This is a genomic window from Agromyces albus, assembly GCF_004134825.1.
Lineage (GTDB): Bacteria > Actinomycetota > Actinomycetes > Actinomycetales > Microbacteriaceae > Agromyces > Agromyces albus.
In genome coordinates, this window is sequence record NZ_SDPN01000066.1 from 1 (window position 1) to 12668 (window position 12668).

9 protein-coding genes are annotated in these 12668 nt (G+C 70.0%); 5 read left to right on the plus strand and 4 right to left on the minus strand.

Annotation, left to right across the window (positions count from 1 at the left end; translation table 11 throughout):
- Window positions 1-215: 215 nt before the first annotated feature.
- Both ESP51_RS19370 and cofD read right to left on the minus strand, forming a co-directional pair.
- Window positions 216-1262, minus strand: a complete 1047-nt coding sequence (locus ESP51_RS19370; RefSeq protein WP_129522507.1) for a putative F420-0 ABC transporter substrate-binding protein — start codon at window positions 1260-1262, stop codon at window positions 216-218.
- 124 nt (window positions 1263-1386) lie between these two features.
- The gene (cofD, locus tag ESP51_RS19375) at window positions 1387-2412 is read right to left on the minus strand and encodes a 2-phospho-L-lactate transferase (protein ID WP_129522508.1); all 1026 of its coding nucleotides are present in this window, start codon (window positions 2410-2412) and stop codon (window positions 1387-1389) included.
- A gap of 91 nt (window positions 2413-2503) precedes the next feature.
- On the opposite strand from cofD, the gene ESP51_RS19380 reads away from it, so the two are divergent.
- Window positions 2504-4618 (plus strand): elongation factor G, encoded by a 2115-nt coding sequence (locus tag ESP51_RS19380; protein ID WP_129522509.1) that lies wholly within the window; start codon window positions 2504-2506, stop codon window positions 4616-4618.
- A 259-nt stretch (window positions 4619-4877) separates the two neighbouring features.
- Here ESP51_RS19380 and ESP51_RS19385 read toward each other — a convergent pair whose 3' ends face one another.
- Window positions 4878-6269, minus strand: a complete 1392-nt coding sequence (locus tag ESP51_RS19385) for an HNH endonuclease signature motif containing protein (RefSeq protein ID WP_129522510.1) — start codon at window positions 6267-6269, stop codon at window positions 4878-4880.
- Between the two features lie 331 nt (window positions 6270-6600).
- On the opposite strand from ESP51_RS19385, the gene ESP51_RS19390 reads away from it, so the two are divergent.
- On the plus strand, window positions 6601-7416 hold the full coding sequence (locus tag ESP51_RS19390; protein ID WP_129522511.1) for an RraA family protein: 816 nt from the start codon (window positions 6601-6603) through the stop codon (window positions 7414-7416).
- Window positions 7417-7458: 42 nt separating this feature from the next.
- Here ESP51_RS19390 and ESP51_RS19395 read toward each other — a convergent pair whose 3' ends face one another.
- Window positions 7459-8883: an aminotransferase-like domain-containing protein gene (locus ESP51_RS19395; RefSeq protein ID WP_129522512.1), complete on the minus strand. Its 1425-nt coding sequence runs from the start codon at window positions 8881-8883 to the stop codon at window positions 7459-7461.
- A 253-nt stretch (window positions 8884-9136) separates the two neighbouring features.
- On the opposite strand from ESP51_RS19395, the gene ESP51_RS19400 reads away from it, so the two are divergent.
- From ESP51_RS19400 to ESP51_RS19410, 3 genes are all read left to right on the plus strand, one after another.
- Window positions 9137-9985, plus strand: coding sequence for a nitrilase-related carbon-nitrogen hydrolase (locus ESP51_RS19400; protein WP_129522513.1), 849 nt, complete (start codon window positions 9137-9139; stop codon window positions 9983-9985).
- A gap of 81 nt (window positions 9986-10066) precedes the next feature.
- On the plus strand, window positions 10067-11503 hold the full coding sequence (gene hydA / locus ESP51_RS19405; protein WP_129522514.1) for a dihydropyrimidinase: 1437 nt from the start codon (window positions 10067-10069) through the stop codon (window positions 11501-11503).
- A gap of 41 nt (window positions 11504-11544) precedes the next feature.
- Window positions 11545-12561: a TIGR03842 family LLM class F420-dependent oxidoreductase gene (locus ESP51_RS19410; RefSeq protein WP_129522515.1), complete on the plus strand. Its 1017-nt coding sequence runs from the start codon at window positions 11545-11547 to the stop codon at window positions 12559-12561.
- The last annotated feature ends 107 nt before the right edge of the window (window positions 12562-12668 follow it).

Here is a 12668-nt window from a genome sequence, read left to right on the forward strand (position 1 = left end):
GACGACGGATGCCGCGAGCAGCACCCCGAGCCCGACGGCCCACGCCGCGGTGCGCACGCCACCCCCGCCCGCGCTGGCACCCCCCGCGCTGGCACCCCCCGCGCCCGCGTCGCTCGTCGAACGCGTCACATTGCGCCGATCCGGGGCGGATTCGTCGCCCGGATGTCGCGAAATGACGCGTTCGACGGCGTCGGGGTGGGAAGGAAGCCGCATCGCTACCCGAGTTCCTCGAGCTGCTCGACGAGCGACGCCACCGCGCCGACGTTCCGCACGCCGGCCTCGGTCGCGGGGAAGTCGACGATGAGGTACCGCTGCTGCTGCACGGCGGGAAGGGCGGCTGTCGCCGGGTTCGACTCCAGGTGCGCGATCTTCTGCTCGGCGGTGTTCCATGCGGCGTCGACGAGCACGATGACGTCGGGGTTCGCCTCGACGATGGCCTCCCAGCCCATCGAGGTCCACGTGTCCTCGACGTCGGCCGCGATGTTCTCGAGGCCCGCGGCCGCCATGATCATCTGCGGTGCGCCGATGCCGGCGCCGACGTACGGGGTGTCGTCGCCCGAGCTGTACCAGAGCGCGGTGAGGCCGGCCGTGCTGGGCTCGATCGCGTCGAGTTCTGCCTGCTGCGATGCGACGAGGTCGGCGGCGGCATCCGTGACTCCGAAGATCGCGCCCGCCTCTTCGAACTCGCGGAAGACCTCGTCGAACGTCAGCGGGTTCGGCATGTAGCCCTCGCCCTTGCAGGCCGCGGGCGCCACGTAGCTCGCGACGCCGAGGCTCGCGAGGGCGTCGCGGTCGCCCGCGCCCTCTGCGGTGAGGTTCGACTCCCAGCCGGCGAAGACGAGGTCGGGCTCGGCGGCGAGCGTCACCTCTTGCGAGGGCACCTTGTCGGAGAGCACCTCGAGGCCGGATGCCGCGTCGGCGTAGTCGTCGGGCACGGGGCCGTCACTGAAGGCCGTGCCGACGATGTTGTCTTCGAGCCCGAGGGCGAGGAGCAGCTCGAGCGTCGACGACTTGATCGTCACGACGCGCTCGGGCGCGGATTCGAAGGTCACTTCGGTGCCACAGTTGTCGAGCGTGAGCGGGTAGCCGGATGCCGCGTCGCCGCCCGCGGCGGTCGCGTCGTCGCCGTTCGGTGTCGCGGTGCCCGGGGTCGCGCAGCCCGCGAACAGGAGCGCGAGCGCGGGAACGGCGAGGAGCGCCGTGCGAGCACGACGGGGCGATGCGTTCGCGCTGGATCGGGGGAACGACGGGAATTCGGGCATGAGGCCTCCGGGACGGTGTGCAATCGGAATCCGACGACGTCGGCGACTCGCGGCCCAATCCCGGGCCACACTCACCGGTGATTCGAACCGGCGGGTCGCCTCAAGTCTATTGGGTGGTGCGGGTCTATTGGGTGGCGCGGGGCTGGCGGGCGGCGCTTGCGGCCGCGTCGATGGCGGCGCCGGCGAGAGCCGCCGAGGTGTCGAGGTCGTGCATCCAGAGTGGGACGGATGCCGCGCGCAGGCCCGATGCCTCGAGCGAGGCCGCCGCTGCGGCATCCGCTTCGTCGACGAGCCAGGCGTCGAGCAGGCCGCCGCTCGCCCGTGCGCCGTAGTGGCGCGCCACGGCTTCGGCGCTCGTCGCCACGCCGATGGCACTGAGGCACGCGTCGGCCATGCCGCGCACGACCTTGCCGCCGATGATCGGCGAGACGCCGACGACAGGCGCGGAGGTCTCGGCGAGGGCCTCGCGCATGCCGGGCACAGCGAGGATCGTGCCGATCGAGACGACGGGGTTCGACGGCGCGACGAGCACGACGTCGGCGCCGAGGATCTCCTCGACGACGCCGGGAGCGGGCCGAGCCGACTCGATGTTGCGTTGCCGGAAGGCGATCGCGGGGAGGGCGGCGCGATACCTCGTCCACCACTCCTGGAAGTGCATCGTGCGCTCGCCGCCGGGCTCGTCGGGGTCGGCGACGTCGACGTCGGTGTCGACCTCGGTGTCGGTCGCGGGGATGAGCCGGACCCCGAGCGGCCACCGGGTCTGCAGCCGGGCCGCGACCTCTGACGGTGTCGCGCCCTCGCGCAGCCACGATGTGCGGGCGAGGTGCGTGCCGAGGTCGAGATCGCCGAGGGTGAACCACGGCCAGCCGACGCCCCACTCGCGCAGTTCGGCGGCGACGCGCTCGCTCTCACCCGCGCGACCCCAGCCGCGCTCGGTGTCGTTGACGCCCGCGAGCGAGTAGAGCAGCGAGTCGAAGTCGGGCGACAGGCGCACGCCCGCGAGCCACAGGTCGTCGCCCGTGTTCACGATCACGGTGACGGATGCCGTCGTGCCGCCGTTCCCGTCGGGCCATCGCCTCGCGCACTCCTCGCGCACTCCGCGCACGAAGCGCGATCCTCCGACTCCGCCAGCCAGCACCGTGATTCGCACGAACCCAGCCTAGGGATGTGCGTGCCTCTGGCATTCCCGGCCCGATCGGTCCACGATGGACGGACAGATCCGCATCGCCGCGGGAGGCCCCATGAACTCGGCATCGATCCCGACCCACCGGACCGTCGCCCTGGTGGGCGGCACAGGTTCGGGCAAGACGACCCTGGCCGAAGCGCTGCTGTTCCGCGCCGGCGCGATCTCGCGAGCCGGTGACGTCGAGCACGGCACCACCGTCGGCGACCATGACCCAGAAGAGATCGCACGAGGCACGACGCTCGGGCTCTCGCTCGCCACCTTCAACTGGACCGGCCCCGACGGCGCCGAGCATGCCATCACGCTCGCTGATACGCCGGGGCATCCCGACTTCGTCGGCGGTGTCGACACTGCGCTGTCGGTGGCGGATGTCGCGGTGCTGGTGGTGAGCGCGGTCGACGGCGTCACGGCGGGCACCCGTGCCGTATGGACCGCCGTGCAGGCCGCGGGCGTGCCGTGCATCGTCGTGGTCACGCAGGAGGACAAGGCCCGAGCCGACTTCCGCAAGGTGCTCGGCGAGCTGCACGCGGCGTTCGGCGACCACCTGTGGGCGGTGGAGCTGCCGCTCGGCGAGGAGCAGGCGTTCCGCGCGATCGCCGACGTGCTCAGCGAGCAGGCGCTCGTGTACGACGACGCCGGCGGTCATCGGAACGCGCCGTTGCCTCCCGAGGCGGAAGCCGAGGAGCACCGGATGCACGTCGACGTGACCGAGGAGATCGTCTCGCACGACGATGAGCAGCTCGAGGCCTACCTGGAGGGGAGGGAGCCGCCCGTTGAGGAACTCGAGCGGACGCTCGCCAAGGAGGTTGCGACAGGCGAAGCGGTGCCGGTGATCGTGTGCTCTGGTGTCACGGGTACGGGGGTTGACCGTCTCGCCGATCTGCTGTGCTCGCTGGCGCCGTCGGCGCTCGAGCATGATGGCCGGATCGTGCTCGGGGGCTCCGGGGGCGCGGGCCGCGCGGAGGGTGGCGGTGAGGGCGGCGGCGAGGGCGGCGGCCAGGCGGGCACCGAGCTCAGGGTCGCTCCGAATCCCGCGGGCGAACCGCTCGTGCACGTGTTCCGCACCGTGGCCGACCCGTTCGTCGGGCAGGTGTCGATGCTCAAGGTGCTGTCGGGCATCGTGCGCACGGGTGACCGGCTGCACAACGCCACGAGCGGCGCTGACGAGCGCATCCACGGTCTCTTCCTGCTCCGCGGCGCGGAGCACCTGCCGATCGACGCACTGCGCGCCGGCGAGGTGGGAGCGGTCGCGAAGCTGACGGGGTCGCCGTCGGGGTCGCTGCTCTGGTCGCGGACCAACGGCACGGCGCGACCCGCGCCGGTGCCGAGGCGCGCTGCGGTGTTCGCGGTGACCCTCACACCGGCTTCGCAGTCCGACGACGAGAAGCTGTCGACCGCCCTCGCCCGACTCGTCGCGGAGGACCCGACGCTCGTCGTCGATCGCGTCGCCGGCGCGCCGATCCTGCGGGGTCTCGGTGACGTGCACGTGGCGGTCGCGGTGGAGCGTCTCGCGCGGGTGTTCGGCGTGCACGTGACCACGGGTCCGGCGCCGGTGGCATACCGCGAGACGATCGCCAGGCCGGCGCAGGCCGAAGGCAAGCTCAAGAAGCAATCGGGTGGCCACGGGCAGTTCGCGATCGTGCAGTTGCGCGTCTCGCCGCTTCCGACGGGCGGCGGCTTCGAGTTCGTCGACAAGGTGGTGGGTGGCGCGGTGCCCAGGGCGTACATCCCGGCCGTCGAGAAGGGCGCGCGAGATGCGCTCGCCGCAGGCGGACCGCAGGGACATCCGGTGGTCGATGTGCGCGTGGAGCTCTACGACGGCAAGTCGCACTCGGTCGATTCGTCTGAGATGGCGTTCCGCACGGCGGGGTCGCTCGGGGTCAAGGCTGCGCTCGCCGAGGCGGGCACCGTGATCCTCGAGCCGCTGTCGGTCGTGACCGTCACCGTGCCGTCGGAGTTGCAGGGCACCGTGCTCACCGACCTGTCGGGTCGTCGCGGGCACGTGAGCGCGACGGAGTCGGCCGAGGACGGCCGCACCCGGGTCGTGGCGAGCGTTCCCGACGTCGAGCTGAGCCGGTATGTGCTCGACCTGCGGTCGATGACCGGCGGGCAGGCGGAGCTCACCATTGCGCCCGACCGGTACGCGAAGGCGCCGAACTCCGTCAAGGCATGAGCCGAGGGTTCGTTCAGGCGCGGCATTCAGCCGCAGCGACCGCTCGACGCGCCCACAACGGCCCACACATCACGCCGCGGCTTCCACGCCCAGCCTCAACGCTCCGGAACGCCCACATCACGCCGCTGTATCGGTGCCCAGCCTCGACGCACCTCATGCGTGCCGGGCATGACGCCGCGGCACCCGCGCCCAGCTTCGACGGGTCACGGCCACTCATCATGCAGCCGCCTCGGCTCGGCGCACCCCTTAGTGGCGGGCATCACGCCGCGGCATCCGCTTCTGGCAGCTCGAATCGCGCCCTCCCGCCGAGCCTCGGAACCTGTTGCGGATCGACATGCGGCGGCGGAATGAACCAGACCTCGCCCGCCGTCACCCGAATGTGCCAATCTTCTCGATGCACGGTGTGGTGGCAGAAGCTGCAGAGCATCACGCCGTTGGCGAGGTCTGTCGGGCCCCGGTCGCGTTCCCACCAGTCGATGTGATGGGCCTCGACATATCCGACGTTCTGGCCACAACTGGCACAGCCGCCATCGCGCTCGCCGAGCGCGAGTCGCTGTGCGCGAGTGAACAACCGCGCCGCTCGCCCGAGGTCGAGCGGAAGGCTCTCGCTCCCGAACACCGAAGGGATGAGGTCGGCATCGGCGGCCATCCGCCGCGCCGTCGAGGCGGAGATCGGCTGGTCGATGCCGTCGATGCGGGCATGGCCGAGGCCGTCGATGAGCGTCTCGAGGTTCATGCGCACCACGACCGTGGTCTTCGCGAGCGGAGTGAGCGTCTGCGTGCAGCCGAGCGTGTGACGAGCGAGCGCCGCGAGAGCGTCGGCCTGGATCTGCGGGATCGACCGCGGGTCGTCGAGCACCGGACCCTCCTCGCAGGGCCGGCCCTCACGACGGCGCAGCACGTCGCTCACCAGGGCCTCGATCGCGGCCTTCACCGGGGCGGCGCTCTCAGGGTCGAGTCGCGCGTGCAGGTGCATCATGCCGTTGCGGTCTTCGCGCATCGTGAGCGAGCGCTCTTGGCGGAGCTCTTCTTCGCGGGGTTCGACGCCGTCTTGGTCGAGCCGCGCCTCGGCTTCTCGCACCCCGCGCATGAGCAGTTCGAGCGATGCCTGTGATGCCAGCTCGACGAGCTTGGCCTCGGTGAAATCTGCCCGTGCCGGGTCGGCCCGAATCGCCACGCGGTCGAGCATCGAGGTGATCGCGGATGCCGCCTCGAGGCTGAGATCGGCCGACTGAAGGGCAGCCGCGACATGCGGATGCCGCGACGGAAGGCGCTCGCCGCCGAACGTCTGCCGCTCCGCCGTGGCGGTGCCGACCGCGATGAGCTTGGCGGCATCGCTGCGGGAGGCCCCAGTGGATGCCGCGATGAGCCGCTGCGGGCTATGGAATCCGTGTGTCTTCGCCAGCCCGGTGTCGCCGAAATCTTGACCCGACCGATTGGCGACTTCGGCCGCCGCGCGTGCGAGCAGCGCCTCGGCATCGCGTCGCACCTGAGCGAGCAGGTCGGTCACGCGAACAAGCCCGGTGTCGCTCATCTGCTCGATCTCGGTCTGGGCGCCGCCGAACCTCGCCCCGAACGCCGGCATCGAGTCGGCCCATGCCGCACGCAGCGCCTCGAGGTCTCGCTCGAGGGTGTCTAGGGGCCGCTGCATACTTCGATCATGCACCCACCCTCTGACATTCGATCGGTGCCCGAAATCGCGCCTGATCAGCACATCTCCTGTGGATAGATCGCACCAAGGTCGCCCTGTGGAGGACAAGTCGATTCGGGCGCCGGGCGTCTGGTGGAGGGTGGCTGTGGGGGTAGCTGGTGGCCCGTGTCTGATGGTGGATGGCCGACCGTGCGGGTGGCGGTGGCCAGTGGCCAGTGGCCAGTGTCGAGCGATGGCGGGTGGTGGCGTCGGCGACGGTGGTCAGCGTCACCCGTCGGTCCTAGTCTGAGCAGGCGATATGTCTCCGCCTCCAGGAAGGTCCCTGCACACAATGGCCCAGCCCGACGCAGCAGCCCAGCCCGACACAGCAGCAGCCCAGCCCGACGCAGCAGCCCAGCCCGACACAGCAGCAGCCCAGCCCGACGCAGCAGCCCACCCCAACACAGCACCAGCCCAGCCCAACACCGCACCCGCCCACATCAGCACAGCCGCAGCCGCCGACGCACTCGTCCGCCTCGGCCTGCCGGCGAACACCGCCTCCGCCGCCTTCCGGCCGGTGATCCCAGGCGCACACGCGAGTGGCCCGGCGATGCCGATCACGCACCTCGGCAGCGTCGACGTGCTGCTCGAGACGATCGCCGAGGCGCAGCCGGGAGCCATCATGGTCGTCGACAACGGCGGGCGCCACGACGAAGCGTGCGTCGGCGACCTCTTGACGCTCGAGGCCAAGCTGGCCGGACTCGCCGGCATCGTCATCTGGGGATGCCACCGCGACACGGCCCAGCTCGTCGACATCGGCCTCCCCGTCTTCAGCCTCGGCGCGTACCCGCGCGGGCCGATCCGAATTCCTCCGGCCGGTCCGGCGATGCGCACGGCGATCATCGACGGGATCCCCGTGCAGCACGACGACTGGGTGATCGCCGACGACGACGGCATCCTCTTCGTCCCCGCCGCATCCGCCGCCGCGGTGCGCGAATCGGCGGCATCCATCATCCAGACGGAGCAGGCTCAATCGCAGCGGATGCTCGATGGTGCCTCACTGCGCGACCAGATCGGCTTCGCCGACTATCTCGCAGAACGCGCCGCGAATCCGACGTACTCGCTGCGCGACCACCTCAAAGCCCGGGGCGGCGCCGTCGAGACCTGAAGCGCGCGAGCGAGGCGAGCGAGCGAGCGAGCCGCACGCCCGTCAGTACCCGCCCGCCGCCAGATGCTGCGCCGCCGTCGCGAGCGCGTCGGCCACCTCCTCGGCGCCCTCGCGAAGCACGCCGACCGTCACCCGCACGAACTCGTCGCCGGGTCGCCCGCGCCCGGCGTTCGAGGCATCCGTCGAGTCCGCCGCCGCGAGGAACGGCGTACCGGCAGCCACTCGGATGCCGGCGGCCGCGAGCTGCACGAGCGCCGAACGTTCGCTCAGCACCGGCATCCACAGGTTGATGCCGTCGGCGGGTGCGACCGCGACGCCCCGTGCCCGCAACGCGTCGCCGAGTGCGCGTTGCCGCGTGTAGTACTGGCGCCGTGCCTCCGCGACGGCGTCGATCGACGCGCCGTCGGTGAGGAGGTCGAGGAGGATCGTCTGCAGCATCCGCGAGGTCCAGCCGGGTCCGAGCATGCGCCGGGCGGTGATCCGCTCGATGAGGTCGCGCGGACCGCCGACCGCAGCGATGCGGAGATCGGGCCCGTGCGACTTCGAGAAGCTCCGCACGTGCACGACGCGATCGGGCAGGGAGTTCCCGAGCGTCACGTCGCCCTCGGTCGAGATGAGCCCTGAATGGTCGTCCTCGACGACGACGAGCCCGTCGATGTCATTGGCCGAGCGGATGACGCGGGCCAGCTCGGCGGCGCGCGAGGCGGTCATCGACGCACCCGTCGGGTTCTGCGCGCGGGGCTGGAGCAGCACGGCGACCGGGCGACGGAGGAGCGCCCGGGCGAGCGCCTCGGGCACGATCCCGTGCTCGTCGAGCCGCACCGGCACCGCCTCGGCGCCGAGCACGTCGAGCAGGTCGAGGAACGGCGGGAAACCCGGGCTCTCCACGACGACGCGATCCCCGAATCGCACGAGTTGCCCGAGCGTGCGCGAGATCGCGTCGAGGGCGCCGTCGACGACCATGATCGACTCGGCCTGCGACGGCCACGAGTCGGCGAGCACCGCGGCGAGCGCGGGGATCACGGGCTCGTCCTGGTAGCTGTCGGTCTCGGCGCGAACCGAGACCCGCGAGAGCGCCGGGCCGAGGGCCGGCAGGAGCAGCGGGTCGGGCGTCCCTCGGGAGAGGTCGAGGCGAACCGGATCGTTCGGCGGCGCCATGCCGCGCATGCGCGGCGCGAGCCAACCGGGCGAGCTCTCGCGCACGAAGCTGCCCGCGCGGCCGCGCGACTCGATGAGGCCGGCCCGCGACAGGGCCTGCCATGCCTGGCTCACCGTGGCGGGACTCACGGCGAGCTCGCTCGCGAGCTCGCGCACGGTCGGGAGCCGGGCGCCCTGCGGCAGTTCTCCCGTGTTGATGAGGCGCGCGAGCACTCCGGCGATGGCTCGCGGCGTGGTATCGGGGAACTCGGCGAGCGCGATCAGCGCCGAGACCTCGACGCGAACGCCGGTCAGTTGAGCACCTGCCATATGAATACCTGACACGACCATTGCCTCCTCACGAAGCAAGAGACAAGATAAGTAACCACAGCGTCACAGGGTGAAACAAAAGAGAAATGTTCACGCCGAACAATAACAGAACGGGTCGCGAGTCCCGTTCCGCACTTCCCATCGGCACTACCCCTCGGCGTCACAGCATTCGCCCGGTGAGCACTGAGCACTGAGTTCCACGCCCAGGGCACATCGAGCGGCGGCAACGACGCCGACCGACTCAGGAGGCACTATGACGATCGTCAGGGCGGCCATCACGCAGACGACCTGGACCGGCGACAAAGAGTCGATGATCCAGAAGCACGAGGACTTCGCGCGGCAGGCCAAGGAGCAGGGCGCACAGGTCATCTGCTTCCAGGAGCTCTTCTACGGCCCGTACTTCGGCATCACCGAAGACGTCAAGTACTACGACTACGCCGAGCCGGCCGACGGCCCGATCGTGCAGCGCTTCGCGGCGCTCGCGAAGGAGCTCGGCATGGTCATGATCCTGCCGATCTACGAAGAGGAGCAGCCGGGCGTCTACTACAACACGGCCGTCGTCGTCGATGCCGACGGCACGATCCTCGGCAAGTACCGCAAGCACCACATCCCGAACCTCGACAAGTTCTGGGAGAAGTTCTACTTCCGCCCCGGCAACCTCGGCTACCCCATCTTCAACACGGCTGTCGGGCCCATCGGCGTGTACATCTGCTACGACCGGCACTTCCCCGAGGGATGGCGCGAGCTCGGCCTCAACGGCGCGCAGATCGTGTTCAACCCGAACGCCACGAAGCCCGCCCTCTCGAACCGGCTCTGGCAGATCGAGCAGCCCGCCGCGGCGGCCGCCAACGGCTACTTCGTCGCCGCCCCCAACCGCGTCGGCACCGAAGACAACGAGTACGGCGACCTCGCCGTCACCTTCTACGGGTCGAGCCAGTTCGTCGACCCGCGGGGCAACCTCGTCGGCGAGTACGGTTCCGACGAGCACGAGGAGGTCGTGATCCGCGACCTCGACCTCGACCTCATCCGCGAGGTGCGCAACACCTGGCAGTTCTACCGCGACCGCCGGCCCGACTCGTACACCTCCATCCCCAAGCCGTAGCGGAGCGGGAGCAGGGGCGCGAGAGTGGTTTCGAAACGCGACTCCGTCGCTACTCAACCACCGGATAGAAGGAGTTCCACGATGGCGACAACTCTCATCACCGGCGGCACCGTCGTGAGCTCCACGGGCCGGGCGCCGGCCGACGTGCTCATCGACGGTGAGCGCATCGTCGGCGTGCTCGAGCCCGGCAGCCGGCTTCTGGGCACGGATGTCGCGGCATCCGTCGACCGCGTGATCGACGCGACCGGCAAGTACGTGATCCCGGGCGGCATCGACGCGCACACGCACATGGAGCTGCCGTTCGGCGGCACCGCGGCGATCGACACGTTCGAGACGGGCACTCGCGCTGCGGCGTGGGGCGGCACGACGTCGATCATCGATTTCGCGGTGCAGCGCTACGGCGAGCGCGTGCAAGACGGGCTGGCCGCCTGGCACGAGAAGGCGGCGGGCAACTGCGCGATCGACTACGGGTTCCACCAGATCGTCGGGGGCGTCGACGACGACTCGCTCGCCGCAATGCGCAGCCTCCCCGACGAGGGCGTCTCGAGCTTCAAGCTCTTCATGGCATACCCGGGCGTCTTCTACTCGGATGACGCGCAAGTGCTGAAGGCGATGCAGGTCTCGCGCGACACCGGCATGCTCACGATGATGCACGCCGAGAACGGGCCCGCGATCGACGTGCTCGCCCAGCAGCTCGTCGACCAGGGCAAGACCGACCCGTACTACCACGGCATCGCCCGCGCCTGGGAGATGGAGGAGGAGGCGACGCACCGCGCGATCATGCTCGCGAAGCTCACGGGCGCTCCCCTCTACGTCGTGCACGTGTCGGCCAAGCAGGCCGTGGAGCAGCTCGCGTGGGCTCGCGACAAGGGCCAGAACGTCTACGGCGAGACCTGTCCGCAGTACCTCTACCTGAGCCTCGAGGAGCAGCTCGGCGCGAAGAGCGACGAGTGGGGCTCCTTCGAGGGCGCGAAGTGGGTGTGCTCGACGCCGCTGCGCAGCCGCGAAGAGGGTCATCAAGACGCGATGTGGCAAGCGCTGCGCACGAACGACCTGCAGATGGTCTCCACCGACCACTGCCCGTTCTGCATGAAGGACCAGAAGGAGCTCGGCGTCGGCGACTTCCGCAAGATCCCGAACGGCATCGGCTCGATCGAGCACCGCATGGACCTCATGTACCAGGGCGTGGTCACGGGCGAGATCACCCTCGAGCGATGGGTGGAACTCACGAGCACCACGCCGGCACGCATGTTCGGCCTCTACGGCAGGAAGGGCGTCATCCAGCCGGGCGCCGACGCCGACGTCGTCGTCTACGACCCGAACGGGCACACGTCGATCGGCATGGGCAAGACCCACCACATGAACATGGACCACTCCGCTTGGGAGGGCTTCGAGATCGACGGACACGTCGACACGGTGCTCTCCCGGGGCAAGGTCATCGTCGACGACAACGCCTACCTCGGCGCCAAGGGCGACGGGCGCTTCCTCAAGCGCGGCCTCAGCCAGTATCTGATCTGACACCGTCCTGACCTGACACCGTCCAGAGCTAAGGAGCACCCATGGAATTCGGAGCGGTACTGCAGACGAACCCGCCTGCCTCCCGAACGGTGCAGCTCGCGAAGCTCGCCGAGGTGCACGGGTTCACGCACGTCTGGACCTTCGACTCGCACATCCTCTGGCAGGAGCCCTACGTCATCTACAGCCAGATCCTGGCGCAGACCCAGCGGATCAAGGTCGGCCCGTTCGTCACCAACCCGGCGACTCGCGACTGGACGGTCACGGCATCCGTGTTCGCGACGCTCAACGAGATGTACGGCAACCGCACCGTGTGCGGCATCGGCCGCGGCGACTCGGCCGTGCGCGTCACGAACGGCAAGCCGGTGACCATGAAGGAGCTGCGTGAGGCGATCCACGTGATCCGCGAGCTCGCGAACAGCCGGCCCGTGCAGTACCACGACTCGACGATCCAGTTCCCGTGGAGCCGCGGCTCCGAGCTCGAGGTGTGGGTGGCCGCCTACGGCCCGCTCGCGCTGAAGCTCGCGGGCGAGGTGGGCGACGGGTTCATCCTGCAGCTCGCCGACGTCGACATAGCGAAGTGGATGATCACGACCGTGCGGAACGCAGCCGAGGCCGCCGGGCGCGACCCGATGTCGGTGAAGTTCTGTGTCGCCGCGCCCATGTACATCGGCGACGACTGGGAGCACATGCGCGACCAGTGCCGCTGGTTCGGCGGCATGGTCGGCAACCACGTGGCCGACATCGTCGCGAAGTACGGCGAGCATGGCGACGTGCCCGAGGCGCTCACCGACTACATCAAGGGCCGTGAAGACTACGACTACAACGAGCACGGGCGCGCGGGCAACGTGCACACGCAGTTCGTGCCCGACGAGATCGTCGACCGTTTCTGCGTGCTCGGCACGGCCGCGCAGCACATCGAGAAGCTCGAGCAGCTGAAGGCGCTCGGCGTCGACCAGTTCGCGGGCTACCTGCAGCACGACAACAAGGAGGAGACGCTCCGGGTCTACGGCGAGACCGTGATCCCGGCGCTCTCCGAGCACATCACGGCGAAGGCATGACCGAGATTGCGCGCGAGACGAACGCGGTGACGGATGCCGCGGCCGTCGTCGCGCCCGGAGACGCGGGCGCCCGCGCGGCACCACCGCGGCGTGCCGGCACTGGCCGC